The 25,587-nt window shown below is 60.7% G+C and carries 26 protein-coding genes; 2 read left to right on the top strand and 24 right to left on the bottom strand.

Annotated features, from left to right (window positions below):
• Window positions 1-36 precede the first annotated feature (36 nt).
• The 17 genes from ACZZ0K_RS04900 to ACZZ0K_RS04820 form a co-directional block, all read right to left on the bottom strand.
• Entirely contained in the window at window positions 37-597 is a 561-nt protein-coding gene (locus ACZZ0K_RS04900) for a DUF1285 domain-containing protein (protein ID WP_041479438.1), read from the bottom strand.
• 14 nt (window positions 598-611) lie between these two features.
• The gene (locus tag ACZZ0K_RS04895) at window positions 612-1,217 is read right to left on the bottom strand and encodes a DUF4823 domain-containing protein (RefSeq protein WP_016770979.1); all 606 of its coding nucleotides are present in this window, start codon (window positions 1,215-1,217) and stop codon (window positions 612-614) included.
• A 166-nt stretch (window positions 1,218-1,383) separates the two neighbouring features.
• Window positions 1,384-2,352, bottom strand: coding sequence for a GTP 3',8-cyclase MoaA (locus tag ACZZ0K_RS04890; RefSeq protein WP_076563802.1), 969 nt, complete (start codon window positions 2,350-2,352; stop codon window positions 1,384-1,386).
• A gap of 138 nt (window positions 2,353-2,490) precedes the next feature.
• Window positions 2,491-3,129, bottom strand: coding sequence for a TetR/AcrR family transcriptional regulator (locus ACZZ0K_RS04885; protein ID WP_016770981.1), 639 nt, complete (start codon window positions 3,127-3,129; stop codon window positions 2,491-2,493).
• A 349-nt stretch (window positions 3,130-3,478) separates the two neighbouring features.
• The gene (locus ACZZ0K_RS04880; protein WP_258707061.1) at window positions 3,479-4,270 is read right to left on the bottom strand and encodes a TatD family hydrolase; all 792 of its coding nucleotides are present in this window, start codon (window positions 4,268-4,270) and stop codon (window positions 3,479-3,481) included.
• Between the two features lie 15 nt (window positions 4,271-4,285).
• Window positions 4,286-4,642, bottom strand: a complete 357-nt coding sequence (locus tag ACZZ0K_RS04875; protein WP_016770983.1) for a PilZ domain-containing protein — start codon at window positions 4,640-4,642, stop codon at window positions 4,286-4,288.
• 42 nt (window positions 4,643-4,684) lie between these two features.
• Window positions 4,685-5,668 (bottom strand): DNA polymerase III subunit delta', encoded by a 984-nt coding sequence (locus tag ACZZ0K_RS04870; RefSeq protein ID WP_258707062.1) that lies wholly within the window; start codon window positions 5,666-5,668, stop codon window positions 4,685-4,687.
• Window positions 5,661-6,293 carry a dTMP kinase gene (gene tmk, locus ACZZ0K_RS04865; protein ID WP_016770985.1) on the bottom strand — a complete coding sequence of 211 codons (633 nt, stop codon included), beginning with the start codon at window positions 6,291-6,293 and terminating at the stop codon, window positions 5,661-5,663. Before tmk ends, ACZZ0K_RS04870 begins: the two co-directional genes overlap by 8 nt.
• 19 nt (window positions 6,294-6,312) lie before the next feature.
• Complete coding sequence (mltG, locus tag ACZZ0K_RS04860; protein WP_252884666.1) at window positions 6,313-7,482, bottom strand: endolytic transglycosylase MltG; 1,170 nt, start codon at window positions 7,480-7,482, stop codon at window positions 6,313-6,315.
• Between the two features lie 3 nt (window positions 7,483-7,485).
• Window positions 7,486-8,301, bottom strand: coding sequence for an aminodeoxychorismate lyase (pabC, locus tag ACZZ0K_RS04855; RefSeq protein WP_252884667.1), 816 nt, complete (start codon window positions 8,299-8,301; stop codon window positions 7,486-7,488).
• The gene (gene fabF / locus ACZZ0K_RS04850) at window positions 8,301-9,545 is read right to left on the bottom strand and encodes a beta-ketoacyl-ACP synthase II (RefSeq protein ID WP_038860467.1); all 1,245 of its coding nucleotides are present in this window, start codon (window positions 9,543-9,545) and stop codon (window positions 8,301-8,303) included. The genes pabC and fabF overlap by 1 nt, the downstream gene beginning before the upstream one ends.
• Window positions 9,546-9,653: 108 nt before the next feature.
• Window positions 9,654-9,890, bottom strand: a complete 237-nt coding sequence (gene acpP, locus ACZZ0K_RS04845) for an acyl carrier protein (protein WP_003175607.1) — start codon at window positions 9,888-9,890, stop codon at window positions 9,654-9,656.
• A gap of 196 nt (window positions 9,891-10,086) precedes the next feature.
• Window positions 10,087-10,830, bottom strand: a complete 744-nt coding sequence (gene fabG / locus ACZZ0K_RS04840; protein WP_016770989.1) for a 3-oxoacyl-ACP reductase FabG — start codon at window positions 10,828-10,830, stop codon at window positions 10,087-10,089.
• A gap of 16 nt (window positions 10,831-10,846) precedes the next feature.
• Window positions 10,847-11,785, bottom strand: coding sequence for an ACP S-malonyltransferase (gene fabD, locus ACZZ0K_RS04835; RefSeq protein ID WP_252884668.1), 939 nt, complete (start codon window positions 11,783-11,785; stop codon window positions 10,847-10,849).
• 123 nt (window positions 11,786-11,908) lie between these two features.
• Complete coding sequence (plsX, locus tag ACZZ0K_RS04830; protein ID WP_082530305.1) at window positions 11,909-12,919, bottom strand: phosphate acyltransferase PlsX; 1,011 nt, start codon at window positions 12,917-12,919, stop codon at window positions 11,909-11,911.
• Window positions 12,920-12,923: 4 nt separating this feature from the next.
• Window positions 12,924-13,106 (bottom strand): 50S ribosomal protein L32, encoded by a 183-nt coding sequence (gene rpmF, locus ACZZ0K_RS04825; protein WP_003179396.1) that lies wholly within the window; start codon window positions 13,104-13,106, stop codon window positions 12,924-12,926.
• A gap of 13 nt (window positions 13,107-13,119) precedes the next feature.
• The gene (locus tag ACZZ0K_RS04820; protein ID WP_003204262.1) at window positions 13,120-13,647 is read right to left on the bottom strand and encodes a YceD family protein; all 528 of its coding nucleotides are present in this window, start codon (window positions 13,645-13,647) and stop codon (window positions 13,120-13,122) included.
• A gap of 105 nt (window positions 13,648-13,752) precedes the next feature.
• Between ACZZ0K_RS04820 and ACZZ0K_RS04815 the strand changes: the two genes are divergently transcribed.
• A complete protein-coding gene (locus tag ACZZ0K_RS04815; protein ID WP_252884669.1) occupies window positions 13,753-14,331 on the top strand; it encodes a Maf family protein in 579 nt (192 codons plus the stop codon).
• Between the two features lie 86 nt (window positions 14,332-14,417).
• On the opposite strand, the gene sppA is transcribed toward ACZZ0K_RS04815, so the two are convergent.
• Genes sppA through rluC form a run of 3 tightly spaced genes read right to left on the bottom strand, consistent with a single transcriptional unit; the run spans window position 14,418 to window position 17,040 of the window.
• The gene (sppA, locus tag ACZZ0K_RS04810) at window positions 14,418-15,407 is read right to left on the bottom strand and encodes a signal peptide peptidase SppA (protein WP_252878700.1); all 990 of its coding nucleotides are present in this window, start codon (window positions 15,405-15,407) and stop codon (window positions 14,418-14,420) included.
• 24 nt (window positions 15,408-15,431) lie between these two features.
• Complete coding sequence (locus ACZZ0K_RS04805) at window positions 15,432-16,094, bottom strand: HAD-IA family hydrolase (RefSeq protein ID WP_150742579.1); 663 nt, start codon at window positions 16,092-16,094, stop codon at window positions 15,432-15,434.
• Window positions 16,081-17,040, bottom strand: a complete 960-nt coding sequence (gene rluC / locus ACZZ0K_RS04800) for a 23S rRNA pseudouridine(955/2504/2580) synthase RluC (RefSeq protein ID WP_016770994.1) — start codon at window positions 17,038-17,040, stop codon at window positions 16,081-16,083. Before rluC ends, ACZZ0K_RS04805 begins: the two co-directional genes overlap by 14 nt.
• Before the next feature lie 698 nt (window positions 17,041-17,738).
• Here rluC and rne point away from each other — a divergent pair.
• Window positions 17,739-21,020, top strand: coding sequence for a ribonuclease E (gene rne, locus ACZZ0K_RS04795; RefSeq protein ID WP_258707063.1), 3,282 nt, complete (start codon window positions 17,739-17,741; stop codon window positions 21,018-21,020).
• 130 nt (window positions 21,021-21,150) lie between these two features.
• Here rne and ACZZ0K_RS04790 read toward each other — a convergent pair whose 3' ends face one another.
• From ACZZ0K_RS04790 to ACZZ0K_RS04775, 4 genes are read right to left on the bottom strand one after another with little or no spacing between them, the layout of a single operon-like run.
• The gene (locus ACZZ0K_RS04790; protein WP_258707064.1) at window positions 21,151-21,747 is read right to left on the bottom strand and encodes a nucleotidyltransferase family protein; all 597 of its coding nucleotides are present in this window, start codon (window positions 21,745-21,747) and stop codon (window positions 21,151-21,153) included.
• Window positions 21,744-22,724 (bottom strand): XdhC family protein, encoded by a 981-nt coding sequence (locus tag ACZZ0K_RS04785; RefSeq protein ID WP_252884673.1) that lies wholly within the window; start codon window positions 22,722-22,724, stop codon window positions 21,744-21,746. The genes ACZZ0K_RS04790 and ACZZ0K_RS04785 overlap by 4 nt, the downstream gene beginning before the upstream one ends.
• The gene (locus tag ACZZ0K_RS04780; protein WP_258707065.1) at window positions 22,725-25,046 is read right to left on the bottom strand and encodes a xanthine dehydrogenase family protein molybdopterin-binding subunit; all 2,322 of its coding nucleotides are present in this window, start codon (window positions 25,044-25,046) and stop codon (window positions 22,725-22,727) included.
• A complete protein-coding gene (locus ACZZ0K_RS04775; RefSeq protein WP_041479453.1) occupies window positions 25,043-25,513 on the bottom strand; it encodes a (2Fe-2S)-binding protein in 471 nt (156 codons plus the stop codon). Before ACZZ0K_RS04775 ends, ACZZ0K_RS04780 begins: the two co-directional genes overlap by 4 nt.
• Window positions 25,514-25,587 lie beyond the last annotated feature (74 nt).

The raw sequence follows: 25,587 nt of genomic DNA, 5'->3' as shown, positions 1-25,587 counted from the left end.
TCGCGAGCAGGCTCGCTCCCACATTTTGATGTTGTGTCAGGGTTCCAGGCCGATGCGAAAGAACTCGCCGCCGCTCCACACGCCCAACCAGCGCTGACCATCGATCTCGCGGCTCACCGCCAGTTCCACCAACTGGTAAAACACATTGCGGTGAATCAGCGCTTCAAGGTTGCTGCGCACATGCACATAGGGCGCAGGCTCCTGAGTCTCAGGATCGATCTCGACACGCAGCGGATGCTCAGTCCCCGCTTCGGTGGTTTCCTCGACGTTGGTGGTAAAGCGCAAAACCTGCGCCTCGCCCTCGCCTTGCACGTCAACGGCAACCGCCACGAACGGCGCGTCATCGACCTTGATCCCGACCTTCTCGACCGGGGTAATCAGGAAATAATCATCGCCGTCGCGGCGGATGATGGTGGAGAACAGTTTGACCATCGGCTTGCGCCCGATCGGCGTACCCAGGTAGTACCAGGTGCCGTCACGGGCAATGCGCATGTCGATGTCGCCGCAGAAATCCGGGTTCCACAAATGCACCGGTGGCAGGCCTTTGGTCTTGGGGATCTGCCCCAGCAGGTCATTGGCTGTTTGCGGGTCACTCATGGCGTACTCCTTGATTACTGGTCGCCGATCCCCAGCAGGCTGCGTGCGTATTGCGCCAGCGGCGGACCGATGAGGTCTTCGGGTTTGGAATCATGGAACGTCAGTAAACCGCCACGACTCTTGATCCGTGCAGTATCAATCAAATACTGGGTGCTGGTCTCGATCAACATGATCTGAATCACGCCGCCATCGATACCGAGGCGATCCACGGCTTCCTGGTCCAGCCACTCGTCGGAGTTGCCGATGCGGTCATCAGCCTTGGCGAAACGTGTGTAGAGCAGGTAATGCGCCCCGGCATCACGGGCTTCGCCCATGGCTTGGTCGAGGCCTTCCGGCGCACGGGCGCGGCGGACCATCGGGAAATATTCGACAAAGCCCTTGAAGGCTTCTTCGGCGACCACGTTCGGCCGTGGATAGGAACCACCCGGTGGCGCGAACGCGCCCTGGGCGATAAAGATGAACGAGTCCGGCTGAATGCGGAGATTGTTCACCCGGCGGCTGTCACTATGGTCCAGAAGCCCCGCATCGCTCATGTGATAGCGAGTGCCTTCGGCCATATCGCTGACATTCATGCAGCCGCCAAGCGCCAAAACGGCCAGCAGCAAAACCAGGCTACGCATCCTATTCCTCCAGAAGCCGGTGTCGGAAAACCGGCGAATGGCCGTTGAATGCAGCTTTTGCGCCAGCTCGGCAAATTCAGTGATAGAGGCATTCGCGAGCAGGCTCGCTCCCACAATTGAAATGCATTCCAAATGTGGGAGCGAGCCTGCTCGCGAAAGCGGTTCTTCAACCGCCAATAATCTTCATGACAGTAGCGCCGCCAGAGAACGCCACCTCCTGCTTGTCACCCAACGCCTTGACCAGCAAACGTTGCAGCGCCGGCAACGCCTGGTGGCGCGGCTTGTCGAGCAGATCGCCGACATAGTGGCGGTTGCTCGACGACAAACAGCCATGCAGCCAACCGGTCGACGACAGGCGCAAGCGCGAGCAGGTGCGGCAGAACGGCACGCTTTCGTTGGCGATTACTCCGAAATTGCCGCGACCGGGAATCGCATAGCGCACAGCCGTGGCGTCCACCGGTGCGTCGGTCTGGGCGTATTCATAACGTTCGCCGATCAGGCCGAGCAACTGCTCAAGGCTGACGAACTGCTGCAGGAAGGCATTGGAATCCTTGGCCAGGTGTCCCATGCGCATCAGCTCGATGAAGCGCAGTTCGAAGCCGCGCTCCAGACAGTAATCAAGCAACGGCATGACCTGATCGAGGTTTTGCCCGCGCAACGGCACCATGTTGACCTTGATCTTCATCCCGGCAGCGGCAGCCTGATCCATGCCATCGAGCACGCTGGCCAGATCGCCGCCACGAGCGATGCTGCGAAAAGCAGCGGCATCAAGAGTATCGAGGGAAACGTTGATTCGACGCAGACCGGCATCGACCAGCAGCGGCAGTTTTTTCGCGAGGAGTTGACCATTGGTGGTCAGGCTGATGTCGTCGAGGCCCATCTGGCCGACGGCAGTCATGAACGATTCGAGTTTGGGGCTGACCAGTGGCTCGCCGCCAGTGATGCGCAGGCGCTCGATGCCGGCCGCTTCGATCAGGTATTCGACGCCGCGCGCCATGGCTTCGGCCGACAGCTCATCCTGCGCAGCGACCAACCGCTTGCCGTTGGGCACGCAGTAGGTACAGGCGTAATTGCAGGCAGAGGTCAGGCTGATGCGCAGATTGCGAAAACGCCTGCCTTGACGGTCAACGATCATGAAACACTCCGGCGAAAGAAAATCGAGCGAGCAAAACTTGACTGAGAAATCAGGTTTTAGCAAGCCCTATGCCTGAGTATATTCCTGTGCTATTGCGCCATGTTGCTAAAACACGGCGCAATCAGCCCGCTGAATGACTTATGTGCTCGGCGTTTCCGGGTCGCGCTTGCGCTTGTTGCCCATGCGCACGCCGATGTCCATCAGGAACTGGAAGAAGCCTTCCTGATCTTCCAGCACATTGCTCCAGAATGGCGAGTGATACAGCGCCACCGCGCCGTGTACCAACGCCCAGGATGCGCAGTAGTGGAAGTACGGCGGCACGTCTTCGAGCTTGCCTTCGCTGATGCGCCCCTTGATCAGCAGGGTCAGGCGTTCGAAGTTCGAGGCACGGATCTTGTGCAGTTCCTCGACCATCTCCGGCACCTGATTGCCCTTGACCACTTTCTCTTCGAGACGGTCGAACAGGCGATAGCGCTGCGGGTCGCGCATGCGGAATTCGAAGTAGGCGCGGGACAGCGCTTCCTTGTCCTTGTCGACATCGGCCGAATGCAGCAGCTCGTTCAGATCGCGCTCGTAATCGAGCATCAGGCGCAAGTAGATCTCGGCCTTGGATTTGAAGTGCTTGTAGATCGTGCCTTTGCCGATACCCACGGCATCAGCAATCATCTCGACGGTGACACTGTCTTCACCCTGGTCGAGGAACAGCTTGAGCGCGGTATCGAGAATTTCCTGCTCGCGGCGACGAAATTCACGGACCTTACGAGGTTCTTTATGCATAAGAAAAAGGTCTGAAGGGTCAAAATTCGAAGCCGCGTATTATGCCTAACTTGCGCAAAAAAGCACGGTTCATCGACCGAATCTGTGTTTCTTGTTCATTTCGAGAACGAATCGGGCGCAATGAGAACTCAACTGAAGCAAACGTATTCCAAATTTGTTTAAAAACCCCGACCCGCTCACTGGACTGCACGCCAGACTGATCAATACTTGAACTGTCGGGCGACATCTCCCCCAAGTGTCGTGCCGGTAAAGGTACCAACGGACCGCGTGCCTTTGTTTTACTCCTAATGGTCTTAACCCGGATTCACCCCCAGAACCCGGGTTTTTTTGCCTGCGATTTGGCCTGCCGTCATACGGCAGATTTAACACTCGCCAGCGGGAACAAGCGCTTGAAGTTTTCCGTGGTCTGCTCGGCAAAGCGCTCGTAGTTCTCACCACGCAGCATCGCCAGAAACTCCGCCACTTCGCGCACGTACTGCGGCAGGTTCGGCTTGCCGCGATACGGAATCGGCGCCAGATACGGCGAATCGGTTTCCACCAGCAGGCGATCGGCCGGCACCTTGCTCGCCACATCGCGCAGAGCGTCGGCATTGCGGAACGTAACAATGCCCGACAGGGAAATGTAATAACCCATGTCCAGCGCCGCTTTGGCCATTTCCCAGTCCTCGGTGAAGCAATGCAACACGCCGGCCTGGGGCAGCGCCGCTTCGCGCAGCAGTTGGAGGGTGTCGGCACGGGCGCCGCGAGTGTGGATGATCACCGGCTTGCCGGTCTGCTGCGCCGCTTGCAGATGCAGGCGAAACGACTCCTGCTGCAACTCGGCAGCTTCCGGCTCGTAGTGATAGTCGAGACCGGTTTCGCCGATCGCCACCACTTTCGGGTGATCGAGTTCGTGCAGCAGCCAGTCCAGCGCCGGTGCCGCGCCCGGCTGCACATCCAGCGGATGCACGCCGACCGAGCAATCGACGTCGTCATAACGCTCGGCGAGGGCTTTGACGTCGGCGGCGTTGTCGGCGCTGACGCCGATGCACAGAAAATGTCCGACCCCACGCTCGCGGGCCGCAGCGAGTGCGGCATCCAGCGAGCCGTCATGGGCGGCGAGGTCGAGACGGTCAAGGTGACAATGGGAATCTACGAGCATAAAAAGGACTGCAACTTACATCGTATGAGTGGGACGGTCGGATTTCAGCGCTCCGGCCAGATGAGTTTCGATGCGACTGCGCGCGGTGTCGTCGCCGTCGTTGAACTGCACGCCGACACCGGCGGCGCGATTGCCTTGTGCGCCTTTGGGGGTGATCCAGGCGACTTTGCCGGCGACCGGAATTTTTTCCGCTTCATCCATCAGGTGCAACAGCATGAACACCTCGTCGCCCAACCGGTAGCTTTTGTTGGTCGGGATGAACAGTCCGCCATTCTTGATGAACGGCATGTAGGCGGCGTAGAGCACCGACTTGTCCTTGATGGTCAGGGACAAGATGCCGTTACGCGGCCCCGGGCTGACAGGTTCAATCATGTTCACCTCCACTGCTGATCTTCAGAGTCTAGGTACACATTCTTATCTTTGACCAGGCAATCCCACCCATTGCACCAACAATGCTTCCAGCAACAGGGCCGGATTGAGGTTGGCCTTGCTCAGCACTTTCTGTCGCTGGGCGAGAATCCAGTCTTGAATATCCAGCACTTTACCCTGCGGGCTTTTCTGGGCCAGGTACTGCACGACCTTGCGCATATCGGCCAGGCCGAGGCCGGCTTCGTCCTGAGTCAGTTGATAGCGCAAGATCAGGCTCGACCAGTCGCAGAACCAGTCGAACAGACGCAGCATCGGAATGCTTTTCCACTCTTCCGCCAGTTGCGTCGGCGATTGTTGTCCCTTGAGCAGCTTCTTCACGCCTTCGACCACTTGTGCACGTTGTTCACGCACACCTTGCGATTGCAGGCTGACCGCCATCAGCGGCGACCCGGCGGCGAGGGTCAGCAGTTCGACGCGCTCTTCCTCCGCGCAATCCGGCAGCGCCTGGGCCAGCCATTGCAGACTCATCGCCTCGCCCGGCAGCGGGCAGGCCTGCTGCACGCAACGGCTCTTGATGGTTGGCAACAAACGGCTCGGCTGATGGCTGACCAATAGCAGCACGGTATCGCCGGACGGCTCTTCAAGGCTTTTGAGCAAGGCGTTGGCAGCGTTGATGTTCATCGACTCGACCGGCTCGATCAACACCACTTTGCGCCCGCCGAGCTGCGCGGTCTGCACGACGAAACTGACCAGATCACGAACCTGATCGACCTTGATCGCCTTGTCCGCCTCTTCCGGCTCCAGGATGTAATTGTCCGGATGACTGCCGGCCTTGAGCAGCAGACAGGATTTGCACTCGCCGCACGCCTCAGGCGTCGGACGCTGGCACAGCAGGCTGGCCATTAAGCGTTCGGCGAGCGCACGCTTGCCGATACCGGCCGGACCGTGCAGCAGATAAGCGTGAGCATGCTGAGTGCGTCCGGCCAGTTGCTGCCAGAGGCTGTCCTGCCATGGATAGGCTTCAGCCACGGGCCAGCTCCAGCAAATTCGGTAGCAAGGTGTCCAGCGATTGCTGCACCTTGGCCAATGGCTGACCGGCATCGATGCGCACGTAGCGCGACGGGTCGGCTTCGGCGCGTTTCAGGAACGCATTGCGCACGTTCTCGAAAAACGCCCGGCCTTCGAGTTCGAAACGATCCAGTCGACCACGGGCACTGGCGCGGGCCAAACCGATTTCAACGGGCAGGTCGAAAATCAAGGTCAGATCGGGCCGCAAGTCGCCCTGCACGAAAGTCTCCAGCGTGGCGATGCGCTCGAGTGACAAACCACGACCGCCGCCCTGATAGGCGTATGTCGAGTCGGTGAAACGATCGCACAGCACCACGGCGCCACGGGCCAGCGCCGGACGAATTACCTCTGCCAGATGCTGGGCCCGCGCGGCGAACACCAGCAACAGCTCGGCGTCCGGGTGCATCACTTCGTCGGCCGGGGTCAGCAGGACATCACGAATCCGTTCGGCCAGCGGTGTACCGCCAGGCTCACGGGTGAGCAGCACTTCGATACCGGCGGCGCGCAGGCGCTCGGCGAGGTATTCGCGATTGGTGCTCTTGCCCGCGCCTTCCGGGCCTTCCAGGGTAATAAACAAGCCAGTCACAGGCAGTCCTTCATCAAAGTCATTGCGCGTTCTGCGGTGCAGCGGCGTCCGGTTCCGCGGCTGGCGCAGGTTCTTGCGGCGACACCTGCGGCAGCACCTCGGGCGCGGTATTCGGCGAGGCCGCCGGAATCGCCTCATCGGTGGCCGGCGCGGTTACTGGTGCCGGGCTGGAACGGTAATCGGCGCGGCGCTTGAGCTGGTATTCACGCACTGCGTTGTTGTGCGCATCCAGATCATCGGAGAACACATGGCTGCCATCGCCACGGGCGACGAAATACAGGCTGCTGCCCTCCACCGGGTTGAGCGCAGCATGAATCGCTTCGCGTCCGACCATCGCAATCGGCGTCGGTGGCAAACCGGGAATCACATAGGTGTTATAGGGTGTCGGTTCTTTCAGATGCGCGCGGGTCAGCTTGCCGGTGTAGCGATCGCCGAGGCCATAGATCACCGTCGGATCCGTCTGCAACTGCATGCCCAACGCCATGCGCCGCACAAACACCCCGGCAATCTGCCCACGCTCCTGCGGAACACCGGTCTCTTTCTCGACCAGCGAGGCCATGATCAGCGCTTGATAAGGTTCGCTGTAAGGCACATCGGCAGAACGCTGCGCCCACTCTTTGGCGAGCACTTCATCGAGACGATCAAAGGCCTTTTTCAGCAGCTCGGCATCGGACATGCCGCGCACGAAACGATAGGTGTCCGGGAAGAACCGACCTTCCGGGAACAAGCCTTTGTGGCCGATCTTCGCCATCACGTCGCTGTCGCTCAGGCCATTGAGGGTCTGCTCGAGCTTGTCATCCTTGGCCAGGGCGGCGCGCACTTGATGAAAAGTCCAGCCTTCGACCAGGGTCAGGCTGTACTGAACCACGTCGCCGCGCTTCCACGAATCGATCAGACCGTTGACGGTCATGCCCGGCTGCATACGGTACTCGCCGCTGTGAATCGGTGTGCCGGCAAGATTGAAGCGCCAATAGACGCGCAGCCAGAACGCGTCCTTGATGACGCCATCGGTTTCGAGTTCAAGGAAGGTACGGGTCGGTGTAGAGCCTTTCGGCACATCCAGCAGTTGTTCCTGCGGAATGTTCAGGGGCTGTTCCAGCGCCGAATGAATTTTCCAGGCGCTGGCGCCCAACAGCAGCCCTGCCAGAACCAGTCCGGTTTCCAGCAGCAGCAAAAGTTTACGTCTCACGAATCAAGCATCCAGTAGCGCGCGGGCAATGGTTTGCAGTTTACGGGTGAGCGGGCCAACCGGCCAGCTCAGTGCAGCACAGGCGCGTACCGGCCAGACGCCATAAACGCTGTTGCAGACAAACACTTCATCAGCCCATTGCAGCTGTTCGAGGCTGATATCGGCGATTTGCGTGGGGATGGCCAGCGACTCGGCCTGAAACAATATTTCCGCGCGCATCACCCCAGCGACCCCGCAGCGCTTCAAGTCGGGCGTAATCAGACCACCGTCGCGCACCAGGAAAATATTGCTGTACACACCTTCGACGACGCGCCCGGCCTGATCGAGCATCAAGCCTTCGGCATGCTCGCTGTCCTGCCATTCGGCGCGGGCGAGCACCTGTTCCAGTCGATTCAGATGTTTGAGCCCGGCCAACAACGGCTGCGTAGATAAACGCGTGTTGCAGGGAAACAGGCGGATGCCGTGCTCGGCATGGGCAGCGGGATACGCTGCCGGCGGATTGCCTTGCAGGATGCGTCGGCCCTGCGCCGCAGGATCGGGCGCATAACCACGCAAGCCGTCACCCCGAGTGAGGATAAGCTTGAGCACGCCCTCGCCCATCGCAGCGGCATAGCTGAGCAGTTCATGGCGAACCAGCTCGAGATCGGTCGCGATGGCCAGACGCGCGCAGCCATCAGCCAGACGCGTCAGGTGCCGATCCAGCAGAATCGGCCGAGCACTGCGCACGGCAATGGTCTCGAACAGACCATCGCCGTAAGCCAGGCCGCGATCTTTCAGCGACACCACGTCAGCCGGTTGACCGTCGACCCAGCTGTCCATCAGCCGGCGAACCGGCGAAACGCCAGAGTGCCGTTGGTGCCGCCAAAACCGAAGGAGTTGGACAGCACGACATCGATGTCCATGTTACGCGCGGTGTGCGCAACGAAATCGAGATCGCAGCCTTCGTCCGGTTCATCAAGGTTGATGGTCGGCGGTGCCACCTGGCTGTTGATCGCCAGCACGCTGAAAATCGCTTCGACCGCGCCCGCCGCACCCAACAGGTGGCCGGTCATCGACTTGGTCGAGCTGACGGCCAGCTTGTAGGCGTGATCGCCGAACACCGACTTGATCGCATTGGCTTCGGCAAGGTCGCCGGCCGGGGTCGAGGTGCCGTGGGCGTTGATGTACTGCACTTGATCTACATTGATCTTCGCGTCGCGCAGGGCATTGGTGATGCAGCGCGCGGCACCGGCGCCATCGGCGGGTGGCGAGGTCATGTGGAACGCATCGCCACTGGTGCCGAAACCGATCAGCTCGGCGTAGATCGTGGCGCCACGGGCCTTGGCGTGCTCCAGCTCTTCGAGAACCAGAGCGCCAGCACCATCGGACAGAACGAAGCCGTCGCGGCCCTTGTCCCACGGACGGCTGGCGCGGGTTGGCTCGTCGTTGCGGGTCGACAGCGCACGGGATGCGCCGAAGCCGCCCATGCCCAGACCGCAGGCAGCCATTTCCGCACCGCCGGCAATCATCACGTCGGCTTCGTCGTACATGATGTTGCGCGCGGCCATGCCGATGCAGTGCGTACCGGTGGTACATGCAGTAGCGATGGCGTAGTTAGGCCCCTGTGCACCTAGGTGGATGGACAGGAAACCGGAAATCATATTGATGATCGAGCCAGGCACAAAGAACGGCGAGATCCGTCGCGGACCGGTCTCGTGCAGGGTGCGGCTGGTCTCTTCGATGTTGGTCAGACCGCCGATACCCGAACCCATGGCCACGCCAATGCGTTCACGGTTGGCATCGGTGACTTCCAGACCGGCGTTGCGCACGGCTTGAAAGCCTGCGGCGAGGCCGTACTGAATGAACAGGTCGAGCTTGCGCGCTTCCTTGACCGACAGGTATTCCTCGACATTGAAGCCTTTGACCGAACCACCGAAGCGGGTCGAATAGGCAGAAAGGTCGGTGTGTTCGATCAGACCAATGCCACTGCGGCCAGCCAGAATGCCCTGCCAACTGCTCGGCACATCCGTGCCCAGTGGCGACAACATACCCATACCGGTGACTACGACGCGTCTACGCGACACAGCACTCTCCTTTTTCAAATGACGACTTTGCATCAGGCCTAAAGAAAAAACCGCACGCCATGATGGCAGTGCGGTTTTTCCATGACAGCAAGCAACGATTACAAACTATTACGCCTGGTGGCTGGTAACGTAGTCGATTGCAGCTTGTACAGTAGTGATCTTTTCAGCTTCTTCGTCAGGGATTTCGGTCTCGAATTCCTCTTCCAGAGCCATCACCAGCTCAACGGTGTCAAGGGAGTCGGCACCCAGGTCTTCTACGAAGGAAGCGGTGTTGACCACTTCTTCTTCTTTAACACCCAGTTGCTCGGCAACGATTTTCTTGACGCGCTCTTCGATGGTGCTCATACCTTGTTTTCACTCCTAATGGACAAATTCAGGCAGCTGGCCAGTGGGTAAGTGTATAGAAAGCCTTTTCAGTTTTTCAACTGAAAGCTTCACTCCTCAAACCCTGCGGCCCTCTGCCTATAAATAGATTGCAGCTTTATAACGGATTTTAGACAGCTCGTATGACATTTTTTTGAAGCAATCCGTCACATTTTACTTACATGTACATCCCACCGTTCACCGGGATTGTAGCCCCGGTAACGTATGCCGCACCGTCGGATGCAAGAAAAGCGACCACGGACGCGATCTCTTGAGCTTGCCCCAGACGACCCAGCGGAATCTGCGTCTGCAAGGCTTCACGCTGTGCTTCAGGCAGCTCGCGGGTCATATCGGTGTCGATGAACCCTGGGGTTACCGAGTTGACCGTAATCGAACGCGAACCGACTTCACGCGCCATCGCCCGGCTGAAACCTTCCAGACCGGCCTTGGCGGCTGCATAGTTTACTTGGCCGGCGTTGCCCATGGCACCCACCACCGAGCCAATACTGATAATTCGGCCCCAACGCGCCTTGGTCATGCCACGCAAAACGCCCTTGGACAGGCGATACAGACTGTTCAAGTTGGTATCGATCACGTCGTACCACTCGTCGTCTTTCATGCGCATCATCAGGTTATCGCGGGTGATACCGGCATTATTGACCAGAATCGCCACCGGCGCACCGAACTGCTCCTGAATGCCTGCCAGCACGGCGCTGACCGATTCGTCGCTGGTGACATTGAGCTCGAAACCGGCGCCCTGAATACCGTTCTCCTTCAGGGTCGCGGCAATGCGCTCGGCGCCCGACGCGGAGGTCGCGGTGCCGACAACGATGGCGCCCTGACGACCCAGTTCCAGCGCGATGGCCTGGCCGATACCGCGGCTTGCACCGGTGACCAGTGCAACTTTACCTTGCAGACTCATGCAAGTTTCTCCTGATTCAGGCCTGCGCTGCGCGAGCGGCAGCGAAGGCATCTGGGGTATTGAGATTGGAAGTCGAAACGCCTTCGGCGCAACGTTTGTTCAGGCCAGCGAGGACTTTGCCCGGGCCGCATTCGACCAGATTGGTCGCGCCCTTGGCGGCCAAAGTCTGCACCGATTCAACCCAGCGCACTGGCTTGTAGAGCTGTTCGAGCAGATCGCACTTGAGGGTTTCCAGATCGGCTGGCACTTGTGCGCTGACATTCTGTACCACCGGGATCTGCGGCGCCTGCCAGTCGATGGCGGCGATGGATTCAGCGAAGCGCTCGGCAGCCGGACGCATCAGCTCGCAGTGCGACGGCACGCTCACCGGCAACGGCATGGCGCGTTTGGCACCACGGGCCTTGCAGCCTTCGATGGCGCGCTCGACGGCTGCCTTGGCACCGGCGATCACCACTTGGCCCGGCGAGTTGAAATTCACTGCGCTGACGACTTCGCCTTGCGCCGCTTCGGCGCAGGCAGCCAGCACGTCGGCATCTTCCAGACCGAGGATCGCAGCCATGCCGCCCTGCCCGGCCGGCACCGCTTCCTGCATCAACTGGCCACGGCGCTCGACGAGCTTGACCGCGTCAGCCAGGGTCAGGCTGCCGGCAGCAACCAGCGCGCTGTATTCACCCAGGCTATGGCCGGCGACGAACGCCGGACGCGCGCCGCCTTCGGCCAGCCACAGACGCCACAGGGCGATCGAAGCGGTCAGAATGGCTGGTTGGGTTTTGTCGGTTTGATTGAGCAGCTCTTCCGGGCCCTGCTGGGTCAGTGCCCACAGGTCGTAGCCCAGCGCAGCAGAGGCTTCTTGAAAGGTTTCGAGGATCAGCGGATGTTGCGCGCCCAGCTCGGCCAGCATGCCGAGGGACTGCGAACCCTGTCCTGGAAAGACGAATGCGAGGGAAGCAGACATGTAACAAGCCCCTAATGATCTTGTCGTCGGAAAATAACGCCCCGTTGGGGACGCCAGAAACTGACAGTTTGGATGGCCCTTTGAACCGGGCGGTCACATTTAAGCATTGTCCGACGAAAACGCCTAAGACAACAGTTCCTCCAGACGACCGTGGAGACGCTCGGGCAAGTTCTCCTGAATCTCGATCAGCGCCCGTTGAATCGCACTCTGAAAGCCCTGAACCCCCGCCGATCCGTGGCTTTTCACGACGATGCCCTGCAAGCCGAGAAAGCTTGCGCCATTATGTCGCGCCGGGGCCAGGTCGGCCTGCAGACGCTTCATCAACGGCAGCGCGAGAACGCCGACAGCGCGCGAAGCGAAGTTTTTCTTGAACAAAGCCTCGATCCGCGCAGCAATCATCGTCGCCAGACCTTCGCTGGACTTGAGCAGGATGTTGCCGACGAAGCCGTCACACACCACCACGTCGGCCTCACCGCGATACAAGCCGTCGCCTTCGATAAAACCGATGTAGTTGATCCCGCGTGCAGCCTGCAACAGCGTTGCGGCCAGTTTGACCTGCTGATTGCCCTTGATGTCTTCGGTGCCGATGTTCAGCAGTGCCACGCGCGGACGGGCGATACCAAGGGTCTGCGCAGCGACCGAGCCCATCACCGCAAACTGCAACAGGTGCTCGGCACTGCAATCGACGTTGGCGCCCAGATCGAGCAACTGGCAATAACCGGTCTGCGTCGGAATCGCCGCGACCATGGCCGGACGATCAATGCCGGGCAATGTCTTCAGCACGAAACGCGACAAGGCCATCAACGCACCGGTATTGCCGGCACTGACACAGGCCTGCACCTTGCCATCGCGCAGCAGTTCGAGGGCGACACGCATCGACGAATCCGGCTTGCCACGCAGGGCTTGGGCGGGTTTTTCGTCCATGGTGATGACTTCGCTCGCCGCGACAATCGTCAGGCGCGCGCGATCGGCAGCCGACTGGCCGTGGATCAGTTCTTCAAGAAGGGAGGGTTGACCGACGAGGGTCAGGTGCAGCGAGGGTGTAGCAGACAGGCAAGCGAGACTGGCCTGAACAATGCTGCGGGGACCGAAGTCCCCGCCCATTGCGTCAATCGCGATGACTTGAGCAGACAAGTGATTACTCGTCAGCGCCCTTGTCGATCACTTTACGGCCACGGTAAACGCCTTCTGGCGATACGTGGTGACGCAGGTGAACTTCACCGGTGGTTTTTTCTACAGACAGGGTGCTAGCCTCGAGAGCGTCGTGCGAACGGCGCATGTCACGGGCAGAGCGGGATTTTTTGTTCTGCTGAACAGCCATAATTGATTAACTCCTAAACGTTTGGGTCACGCTTTAACTGCGCCAATACACTGAACGGGTTGGACCGCGTTACCTCGTCCTCGCTCGGTTCGGGCTCATCTGCTCCCGCCGGCTGCTGGCATTCTTCCGGATGATGAGCAGGCACAATGGGCAAGGCGAGCAGAAGCTCCTCCTCGATCAGTGACTGCAGATCCAATGGATCTTCGCCCAGTTCCAGCACGTCATAACCTTTCGGCAACGACTGGGTATTCGCACCCTCCTTCACCACCGCGTAACTGCATTCGCTGTGGATCGGCAGGGTGACCAGCTCAAGACAACGCTGGCAAACCATTTTGACTTCGGTGTCGATAAAGCTGTGGATGACCACAGACTTACGTTCATCTCGTTCAAAAACGAATTTGGCCTGCACCGTACCGACATCGTCGGAAAGCGGGTCGCAGAGTCTCTTCAAATCGGCCAGCAGCAGTTCACCTTGAAGGGTGGTGCCACGGTCAGCCAATTTGCGCGGGTCAACGTGAGGTGGAATCGGGTCATTCAACATAGGCGCAGCATTATAGGGATGCACCCACCCATGTCAAAGGAAATTGTGCCCTGTCCGTCACTTGCGCGCCTCCGCTAGAATCCGCACCTGCCTCAGGAGACGTCCATGCTGCCTTTATTACTCGCTTCAAGCTCGACTTATCGCCGCGAATTGCTCGCCCGCCTGCACCTGCCGTTCGTCTGCAGCTCGCCGGACATCGACGAAAGCCACCGCCCGGGCGAGCCCGCAATCGATCTGGTCAAACGTCTCGCCGAAGAAAAGGCCCGGGCCTTGGCGGACAGCCACCCTGCTCATCTGATCATTGGCTCGGATCAGGTTGCCGTCCTCGGCGAACAGATCATCGGCAAGCCGCACACCTTCGAGAAGGCTCGCGAGCAATTGATGGCGGCGAGCGGCGCGAGCGTGACCTTCCTGACCGGCCTGGCGCTGCTCAACAGCCAGACCGGGCAATGCCAGGTCGACTGCGTGCCGTTTACCGTGCACATGCGCCAGCTGGATCAGGCACGCATCGAGCGCTATCTGCGCATCGAGCAACCGTACGACTGCGCCGGCAGCTTCAAGGCCGAAGGACTGGGCGTAAGCCTGTTTCAATCGACCGAAGGCCCGGATGCCACCAGCCTGATCGGCCTGCCGCTGATTCGCCTGATCGATATGTTGTTGGTCGAAGGTGTGCAAATCCCTTGAAAGCAAAAGATCGCAGCCTTCGGCAGCTCCTACACCGATTGTGCAAGAGCTGCCGTTGACCTGCGATCTTCTGACCTTGAAACGATTTACCGCAACGAAGGCCCGTGGAAACCCATCCACATCGCCAACTGCTCGGCCACGCTGGCGCCGAGCTTTTTCGAGAAGCGATCGAACGGCGATTCCTGCACGGTGAAGTCCACCAGCTCCTTCTCGCCAATCACATCACGCGCCACCGAACTGGCATTGCCCAAGCCATCGATCAGGCCTAGCGGCAGCGCCTGCTCACCCGACCAGACCAGCCCGGAAAACAGCTCCGGATGCTCTTTGTCCTTCAGACGATCGCCACGGCCCTGCTTGACGCTGTTGATGAACTGCTTGTGCGTGGTGTCCAGCACGCTTTGCCAGAATGCGGTTTCTTCAGGCTTTTGCGGCTGGAACGGATCCAGGAATGCCTTGTGCTCGCCCGAGGTATAGGTGCGGCGCTCAACCCCGAGTTTTTCCATGGTGCCAACGAAACCGTAACCCGCCGCCGTCACGCCGATCGAGCCGACCAGACTGGCCTTGTCGGCATAGATCTGATCCGCCGCGCTGGCGATGTAATAGGCGCCCGAAGCACCAAGATCGGAAATCACTGCGTAGAGCTTGATCTCCGGATGCAACCCACGCAGACGCTTGATCTCGTCATAGACATAGCCAGACTGCACCGGACTGCCACCCGGGCTATTGATGCGCAGGACCACGCCCTTGACCTTCTTGTCTTCGAACGCCGCACGCAGGCTGCCAACGATATTGTCGGCGCTGGCCGGCTCCTTGTCGGCGATTACGCCGTCGATCTCGATCAACGCCGTATAGTTCGGGCCGCGGGTGGCGCTTTTTTCCATGTCCATCAGCGGCGTGAACAGCAGCAGCGCAACAAACAGATAAACAAACGTCAGCAGCTTGAAGAAAATCCCCCAGCGCCGCGAACGGCGTTGTTCCTGCACGCCGGCCAGCAAAGTCTTTTCCAACAGCTTCCAGCTTTTCGCGTCACCGTCGTCGGCACTTGCCTTGGCCGGTGCTTTCCATTCGTCGGTCATGCCATCTACCCCAGCAAAAACGTATTAAGCCTGCTGACCCAGCCAGGCGTGCAATTCAGAAAAACGGTCGATCGACAGGCGCGGCTCGAACTGTTGCAGGGACTCGATCGATTGCGCGCCGTAACTGACCGCCACCGAATCCATCCCCGCGTTGCGTGCCATCAGCAGATCGAACGACGAATCGCCGACCATCAACGCCTGCTCCGGACGTACGCCGCAGTGCCTGACGATCTGCTCAAGCATCAGAGGGTGTGGCTTGCTGGCAGTTTCATCGGCGGCGCGGGTGATATCGAAATAATCTTCCCAGCCATTGGCCTTGAGCACCCGATCCAGCCCGCGACGGTTCTTGCCCGTCGCTACCGCCAGGTGATAACCCTGCTCGCGAAACGACTCCATCGACTCGACCACGCCTTCGAACAGCGGCGACGGCACGGCTTCGGCAGCGATGTAGTGATCGGCGTAATACTCACGAAACGCGAGCATTTCTGCGTCGCTGATTTCCGGGTACAGCGTGCGAATCGCCTCCGGTAAGCCGAGACCGATGATGCCTTTGACAGCGAAGTCATCGCGCAGCTCGAAACCGGAACGCCCGGACGCGGAGTGCATGGCCTCGACGATCCGATGGATGGAATCGGCGAGGGTGCCGTCCCAGTCGAAAATCAGCAGCTTGTAATCAGATGGGCGCACTCAATCGCTCCACGGTCTTGGCCCACATTTCATCGACGGGCGCTTGCAGATTCAGCTTGCCGCCGTCGGGCAGCGGCACCGTCAGCATGTAAGCGTGCAGGAACAGACGCTTACCGCCCAGATCGCGGATTTCCTTGGTGAAATCCTCGTCGCCATACTTACTGTCACCGGCAATGCAATGGCCAGCATGCAAGGTGTGCACGCGAATCTGGTGGGTACGACCGGTAACCGGTTTAGCTTCGACCATGGTGGCAAAATCACCGAAGCGGCGCAGCACCTTGAACAGCGTCAGGGCTTCTTTGCCCTCGTCATTGACTTCGACCATGCGCTCGCCGGAACGCAGATTGCTCTTGAGCAGCGGAGCGCGAACCTGCTTGATCGAGGTTGCCCAGTTGCCACGGACCAGCGCCATGTAGCGCTTGTCGACGCCATCGCCACGCAGTTGCTCGTGCAGGTGGCGCAACATGCTGCGTTTCTTGGCGATCATCAGCAGGCCGGAGGTGTCCCGGTCGAGACGGTGAACCAGCTCCAGTTCCTTGGCGTCGGGACGCAACTGACGAAAGGCTTCGATCACGCCGAAATTCAACCCGCTGCCGCCATGCACCGCAATGCCGGCGGGCTTGTTGATCACGATCAGGGCCTTGTCTTCGAAGACAATCGAGGCTTCCAGGCGCTGCAATAGCCCCTGGGCCAGCGGAACCGGTTCGTCGCGCTCAGGCACGCGAACCGGCGGCACGCGCACGATATCGCCGGCCTGCAGCTTGTATTCGGGCTTGATCCGACCTTTGTTCACACGCACTTCGCCTTTGCGCAAAATGCGGTAAATCAAGGTCTTGGGCACGCCTTTGAGCCGGGCGAGGAGAAAGTTGTCGATTCGTTGGCCGGCATACTCCGGCGAGACTTCAAGCAGTTGAACGCCTGGAGTCGAAGGGGCAGTAGTTGTCATGCCGCGGATGATAACAATTTTTATGGAATTGAAGCACTTAATCATTGCTGCTATAGTCGCGAACGCCGCCAAAAGCGGCCTGGACAGCGGAACCACGGTCAAAGACCGGCCCTGACCAACGCAATTCACCAGGGCGCGAGGCCGTCCTACGGGGCTTTCGCTACGTAACGGTGGAGTTTGCGGTTGTAACGAGCGCAGGTGACATGAGGCCTGAATTACACCGCCGGGCAGAGTTCTGACTCGCCAGGCAGGCGACATTCGAGGCCAGTTCACAAAGTGCAGTCGACTGCGAATGACCCCGAGCGATTGCTTCGGAAACATCGCCTGAATTAGCCATGATGCGTGACCTCCCTTTCGGAGCTCACGGTAAATGCCAACCCGCTGCGGATTCTGCGCGCGGCAGCACCCGAATTATCAGGGATACGTGTAGGGTGGAGATGCACAACCGCCGGACTGTGTAGCAACAAGCTTTGATCAAGACGCTTCATCTCGTCCACAGCCGCTGGTTGATTCCTCCTCCTGACTGAGTGCTTAAGTAGCCACAGCAAGCAGGACGCGTACGTCGCGGTATCGGCCCAATTGGCCGCACATCGCTGGACACGGGAATGGCCAACCACTCCCGACGCACCTGACACCGACCGTGAGAAGTCGTGTGTGCCGAACGCCGTTTCCGGCAGCCCGGAAACCGACGGTACTACATGAAAAGAATGCTGATTAACGCAACTCAACCCGAAGAGTTGCGTGTTGCACTGGTAGATGGCCAACGCCTCTACGACCTGGACATCGAATCCGGTGCACGCGAGCAGAAAAAGGCCAACATCTATAAAGGCCGTATCACTCGCATCGAACCAAGCCTTGAGGCTGCCTTTGTCGATTTCGGCTCCGAGCGCCACGGCTTCCTGCCCCTCAAAGAAATCTCCCGCGAATACTTCAAGAAAGCCCCCGAAGGCCGCGTCAACATCAAGGACGTCCTGAGCGAAGGCCAGGAAGTCATCGTTCAGGTCGAGAAAGAAGAACGTGGGAACAAGGGCGCCGCCCTGACCACCTTCATCAGCCTGGCCGGTCGTTACCTCGTACTGATGCCGAACAACCCGCGTGCCGGCGGCATCTCCCGTCGCATCGAAGGCGAAGAACGCAACGAACTGCGTGAAGCGCTGAACGGTCTGGTTGCTCCGGCCGACATGGGTCTGATCGTGCGTACTGCCGGCCTGGGCCGCAGCAGCGAAGAAATGCAGTGGGACCTCGATTACCTGCTGCAACTGTGGACCGCCATCAAAGAAGCCTCGCTGGATCGCTCCGCGCCATTCCTGATTTACCAGGAAAGCAACGTGATCATCCGCGCCATCCGCGATTACCTGCGCCAGGACATCGGCGAAGTGCTGATCGACAGCGTTGAAGCCCAGGACGAAGCCCTGACCTTCATCCGCCAGGTGATGCCGCAGTACGCCAGCAAGATCAAGCTGTACGAAGACAGCGTGCCACTGTTCAACCGTTTCCAGATCGAAAGCCAGATCGAGACCGCATTCCAGCGCGTCGTCGAACTGCCTTCCGGCGGCTCCATTGTGATCGATCCGACCGAAGCCCTGGTGTCCATCGACATCAACTCGGCGCGCGCCACCAAAGGCAGCGACATCGAAGAAACAGCGCTGCAGACCAACCTTGAAGCCGCCGAAGAAATCGCCCGTCAGTTGCGCCTGCGCGACATCGGCGGCCTGATCGTCATCGACTTCATCGATATGACCCCGGCGAAGAACCAGCGCGCCGTGGAAGAGAAAGTCCGTGAATGCCTGGAAGCTGACCGCGCCCGCGTGCAGATCGGTCGTATCTCGCGTTTCGGCCTGCTGGAAATGTCCCGTCAGCGCCTGCGTCCATCGCTGGGCGAAAGCAGCGGCATCGTCTGCCCGCGTTGCAACGGCACCGGCATCATCCGTGACGTTGAATCGCTGTCGCTGGCCATCCTGCGCCTGATCGAAGAAGAAGCACTGAAAGACCGCACCGCCGAAGTTCGCGCGCAAGTGCCGATCCCGGTCGCTGCGTTCCTGCTCAACGAAAAACGCAACTCGATCACCAAGATCGAACTGCGCACCCGTGCCCGCATCGTCATTCTGCCAAACGATCACCTCGAGACGCCGCACTTCGAAGTTCAGCGCCTGCGTGACGACAGCCCGGAAGCCGCGACCAACCAGTCCAGCTACGAAATCGCTGCGGCCGCTGCCGAAGTCGAAGAAGTCCAGCCAGCCGCTGCGACCCGCACTCTGGTTCGCCAGGAAGCTGCAGTGAAAACTGCGCCGGCCCGTGCCAACGCACCGGTGCCGACTGAAGTTGCACCTGCCGCACCTGCTCCAGCACCAGCTGCCGCGCCTGAGCCAAGCCTGTTCAAGGGTCTGGTGAAGTCGCTGGTCAGCCTGTTCGCCACCAAGGAAGAGCCAGCCGCACCGGTTGCCGTTGCGAAACCGGCTGCCACCGAGCGTCCTGCCCGCAACGAAGAGCGTCGCAACGGTCGTCAGCAGAGCCGCAACCGCAACGGTCGTCGTGATGAAGAACGCAAGCCGCGCGAAGACCGTGCTCCACGTGAAGAGCGTGCCCCACGCGAGCCGCGCGAAGAGCGTCAGCCACGTGAAGCCCGTGAGCCGCGTGAAACCCGCAGCGAAGCGCCGGTAGCCCGCGAAGAGCGCGCACCACGTGCCCCGCGTGAAGAACGTGCACCGCGCGCCCCGCGTGAAGATCGCAAGCCGCGTGGCGAGCGTGAAGAGCGTGTGCGTGAACTGCGCGAGCCACTGGACGCCGCGCCAGTCGCAGCCGTTGCTGCCGTGACCGCTGAAGAGCGTCCGGCCCGTCAGCCACGCGAAGAACGCGCCCCGCGTGCGCCGCGTGAAGAGCGTCAACCGCGTGCCGAGCAGGCCGCTGCTGCCGTTGCTGAAGAAGAAGTGAACAGCAACAACGAAGAGCAACTGCCGGAAGACGGTCAGGACAACGCCGAAGGCGATCGTCCACGTCGTCGCTCCCGTGGCCAGCGTCGTCGCAGCAACCGTCGCGAGCGTCAACGTGATGCCAACGGCAATGTGATCGAAGGTTCGGAAGAATCCGAGTCCGCTGAAAACGCTGGCGAGCCAAGCACTGCCGATCTGGCCGCTGGCCTGGCCGTCACCGCCGCCGTAGCCAGCAGCACCATCAGCGCTCCGGCAGAAGCCGAAGCTCACGAGCAGGCTGAACGCGCCACTGCCGCCACACTGGAAACTGCTCCAGTCGAAGCGCCGGTTGTCGAAGCCACCACTCCAGTGGAAGTGACTGCTGCACCGGAAATCGAAGTCGCCCCGGTCCGCGAAGCTCAGCCTCAGGTTGAAGCGCCTGCCGAACCGGAAGCTGTCGTTGAAGCGCCAGTTGCTGAATCCGAACCAGCGACCGGAACCGTCAGCGAAAACGTGACCAAAACCGTGCGTGAAGTTCGCGAAGAGCAGACTGCGTTCAACTGGGTTGCCGAGCCAGCTGTGACCGAAGCTCCAGCGCCAGTCGCTGAAGCCGAAGTACCGCAGGCCATGGTTTCCGAACCAGTAGTTGTAGCGGCCGAACCGGCTCCAGCGCCAGTGGTTGAAGCACCAGCTGTCGAAGCACCAGTTGCAAAAGCTCAGGCTGAAGAAGCACCAGCCGCAGTCGAAGCGCCAGCCCCGGCGGTTGAAGCTCCAGCTCCGGTCAGCGCCCTGACGCCAAACGGCCGTGCGCCAAACGACCCGCGTGAAGTGCGTCGTCGCAAGCGTGAAGCCGAGCGTCTGCAGAAGGAAGCCGAACTGGCTGCCGCTGCAGCGCCAGTGGCTGCCGAACCAGCCTCTGCGGCTGAAGTGGTCGAGGCAGCCCCTGCCCCGGTCGCGGAAGAAGCATCGGTTGAAGCGGTGATCGCTGAAGCACCACGCTCCGTTCAGGACGCGGTTGAACAGCGCGAAGAAGCCCAGGAAAAAGAGCACGAGCCTAAACCACTCGTGTAATTCCTGAAGCCAATAAAAAGCCCCGCCCGGTGAAAGCCTGGCGGGGCTTTTTATTGCCTGAAATACCAGCATCATCCACAACCTTTGTGGGAGCGAGCAGGCTCGCTCCCACAAGGAATTTCAACACGGCTCAGGGCCGAGGAAATACCAGAGATTCAGGCACATCGATATCCCACAACACCCCCGGATCTTCCACCGCCACTTCCACCACCCTACCCTGCGCAAACAACGGCCGTGCGCCACGATCGCCGGTCAGCGCCTGCAACTGCGCGCCAAACGAGCGGCCAAACCCCACCGGATGGCCAAACTCGCCACCCCGCACCGGCACGCTCACCGCGTCATCAGCCATCGCCGCGAGCACTCGCTCGATACTCGAAAGCAAGATAAACGGCATATCGCCGAGCACAATCAACCAGCCATCAGCGTCCGGGCAAGCAGCAACACCTGCAGCGATGCTGTCGCCCATGCCGGTCGACTCGATTGACACCACGTCGCAGCCATATGCCTGGGCCATGCGCATCGCCTGTGGTCGCGCTTCGGTGGTGACCAGTACGCGCTTGTCGAGACTGGCCGGCAGGTTCACCAGCACCTGCTCGATTACCGAGCGCACCGCGCCGTCACGCCCGGTGCAATCAGCGAGCAATTTGTCTTTGTCGGGACCGGCGATCTGGCGAAAGCGTTTGCCCTCGCCTGCTGCCAGCACGATCACTGCGATGGAATGGCTCATGCACCCTCCAGCGGTTTTTTCTGCTTCAACTCCACACCGTTCTTGATCGCGACAATTTCCGCCAGTAACGACAAGGCGATCTCTGCCGGCGAATGACTGCCGATGTGCAGCCCGATCGGCCCGTGCAAGCGATCAATCGATGCTTGCGACAAGCCTAGCTGAGCGAGGTTTTCCCGGCGCTTCTGGCTGTTGACCCGCGAACCGAGCGCGCCGACGTAGAACGCCGGCGAGTCGAGCGCGGTGAGCAAAGCCATGTCATCCAGGCGAGGATCGTGAGTCAAGGCGACAATCGCCGTGCGCTCGTCGGTCTGGATGTTCAGCACAGCTTCATCCGGCATGCCGGGGACGAAACGGCCATGCTGCTCTTCCCAGCCGTAAACGAACTCGGTGCGCGGATCGCAGATCAGCACTTCGAAATCCAGCAGCCGCGCCATGTCGGCGACGTAGCGCGACAACTGCCCGGCACCGATCAGCAACAAGCGCCAGCGCGGACCGTAAATCGCCCGCAGAACCTTGCCGTCGAACACCAGCGCATCGGACTTGCTTGCCGGAGCCAGCCGCACCTCGCCGGTTTCGATGTTCAGTTCCCGGGCAACGATTTCATGGTTTTCGCAACGCTGCAGCAGCTCGGCGACCCACGCTGGGTCACCAACGCGCTCTTCGGTCAGGCGCAGGGTGCCGCCGCAAGGCAGGCCGAAACGCGCGGCCTCCTCGCGGGTCACGCCATAAGTGATCATCTGCACCGGCGGGCCGTCGGTGGCGATGCGGCCGTCGTGCAGCCGCGCGATCAAGTCATCCTCGACACAGCCGCCTGACACCGAACCGATCACCACGCCGTCCTCGCGCAAGGCGAGCATGGCGCCGGGCGAGCGCGGCGCGGTGCCCCAGGTCTGCACCACGCTGAACAGCACCACCCGCTGCCCGGCACGGCGCCACTCGAGGACGCTGCGCAGGACGTTGAGATCGACGCTGTCCATTTACGCCTCCGCCTTCTGCCAGCCTTGCAACTGATACCGCACCGGCAGATTGCGGATGCGCTTGCCGGTGGCGGCGAAGATCGCATTGCACAGCGCCGGAGCAATCGGCGGCACGCCCGGCTCACCAACGCCACCCAACGGCACGTCACCCGGCGGCGTGACCAGATGCACCGCGACTTCCTTGGGCGCCAGCGACATGCGCGCGACCTCGTACATATGGAAGTTGTCCTGCTGGACTTTGCCGTCCTTGAAGCTGATCTCACCGAGCACAGCGTTGCCCAGGCCCATGACGCACGCGCCTTCGAACTGCGAACGGATGCGCTCAGGGTTGATCTGCGGCCCGCAGTCCACGGCGATGTCGGCCTTGTGCACGATCAGCGAACCGTCGTCCTTGACCTCGACTTCGATCACTGCCGCCACATAGGTGACGAAGCTGTAATGCACTGCCAGACCGAGGCCACGACCCTTGGGCAGTTTGCGTCCCCATCCGGCTGCCTTGGCGGCGGTTTCCAGCACGGTGCGCATGCGCCCGGTGTCGATCGGATAACGCTCGGGCGATTCGCCGTAGTTCCACTCTTCGCTCAAGGTGCGAGGATCGATCTGCCGGTCCGGGCCGAGCAATTTGATCTGGTACTTGAGCGGATCCTCCCCGGCCTTGTGCGCCAGTTCATCGACGAAACTCTGAATCGCGAAGCCGTGGGGAATGTTCGACACCGAGCGATACCAGCCGACCCGCGTGTGTACCTTGGCTTCGGGGTTTTCCAGGCGCACGTTGGGAATCGCGTAGGCCATGTTGGTAAAGCCCATGCCCAGCTCGAACGCCGCCTCATGATTCATGTCCGGCGCAAACAACGCGGTGATGCTCGGCGCCACGGTACGATGCAGCCAACCGGACGGCATGCCGTTCTTGTCGATGCCCGCCTTCAGATATTCCGCCGACACGGTGTGGAAATACGAATTGTGGATGTCGTCTTCGCGCGTCCACTGCACCCGTACAGCCTTGCCCGGAAACTCCTTGGCGAGAATCGCCGCTTCGACGACGAAGTCCGGTTTCGACTTGCGCCCGAAACCACCGCCCAGCAGCGTTACGTTGAAGGTGACCTTTTCGAACGGTACGCCCAGGCGCTCGGCGATGCGCTCGCGGGTGACCTGCGGTGCCTGACTCGGCGCCCAGGCTTCGCACACGCCGTCCTTGTAATGGGCAATGGCAACCATCGGTTCCATCGGCGCCTGCGCCAGATGCGGCAGGTAGTACGAGGCTTCGAGGGTGCTGGCGGCACCGCTCAAGGCTTTGTCGATATCACCGGTGTTGCGCACCACTTTGCCGGCCTTCAGCGACGCCGCTTCAAGCTCCTTGCGATAGGCAATCGAGTCATAACTGGCATTCGGGCCGTCGTCCCATTCGATCTTCAGCGCCTCGCGGCCCTTGATCGCCGCCCAGGTATTGCTGGCCACAACCGCGACGCCGCCCAGTGGCTGGAACTCCGACGGCAATGGCCGGCCTTCGATCTGCATGACTTTTAGCACGCCGGGGACTTTCAGCGCGGCGCTGTCATCGAGGCTTTTGACCTTGCCGCCATACACTGCCGGACGAGCGATAGTCGCGTAGAGCATGCCGTCGAAATGCACGTCGGCGCCGTACACTGCGCGGCCATTGACGATATCGGCACCGTCGATGGCCTTGGTGCCTTCCTTACCGATGTAGCGAAATTCCGACGGCTGCTTGAGTCGCAGGCTGTCACGCGCCGGTACTGCCAGCGCACTGGCGGCAGCGGCGAGTTCGCCGTAGCCCAGTTCGCGGCCGGACGGTTTGTGAATGACTTTGTGCAGCTGCGCATGGCATTCGCCAACCGGCACTTTCCACTGCGCAGCAGCGGCCTGTTCAAGCATGGTCCGCGCGGCGGCGCCGCAACGACGCATCGGCTCGTACCAGTGACGCATGCTGCGCGAACCATCGGTGTCCTGGTTGCCGAAGCGCACTTCGTCGCCCGGCGCCTGCTGCACTTTGACCTGCGCCCAATCGGCCTCGAGTTCATCGGCCACTACCATGCTCAGGCTGGTGCGCACGCCCTGGCCCATTTCCGAACGGTTGCACACCACGGTGACGCTGCCATCGGCAGCAATGCTCACGTAAGCCTTGGGATCGTCGATCCAGCCATTGGGCATGCCATCGGCGCCAAACTTCTTCGGCGCGTCATCGGCCAGCGCATCCTGCCAGCCCCAGCTCGCGGCGAGGACCAGCGCGCTGGTAGCGCCGACGCCTTTGAGAAAGCCACGGCGGCTGAGGTTGCTCAGGGCGAAATCATTCGGGACGCGGCTCATGCCTTCACCTCCTTCAGTTGAGTGGAGGCCTGGCGGATCGCGGTTTTGATCCGGTTGTAGGTGCCGCAGCGGCAGATGTTGCCCACCATGGCTTCTTCGATCTGCTCGTCGCTCGGGTTCGGATTGGTTTTCAGCAGAGCGGTGGCCGACATGATCTGCCCGCCCTGGCAATAACCACATTGAGCCACGGCGCTGTCGAGCCAGGCCTGCTGCACGACCTTGCCTACCGGGTCGGCGTGGAGATTGTCGATGGTGGTGACGTTCTGGCCGATCACCGAGCCGATCGGCGTGATGCAACTACGTGCTGGCAAGCCGTCGATATGGATGGTGCAGGCGCCGCACAGGCCCATGCCGCAACCGAATTTGGTGCCGTTGTAACCGGCGACGTCACGAATCGCCCACAACAGCGGCATGTCTTCGGTGACATCGAGGGAGTGGTCTTGACCGTTGAGTTTCAGGGTAATCATGGGCACGCCCGCATATTTTTAGTGGTTATGGGGTCGAGCAATCTGCCGCCGGAAAATCAGCGGTGGGTTCGCGC

Source organism: Pseudomonas sp. AC255, from assembly GCF_979258175.1.
The sequence above is the reverse complement of the archived record's forward strand: the minus strand, read 5'-3'. Positions and strand labels throughout refer to the sequence as shown.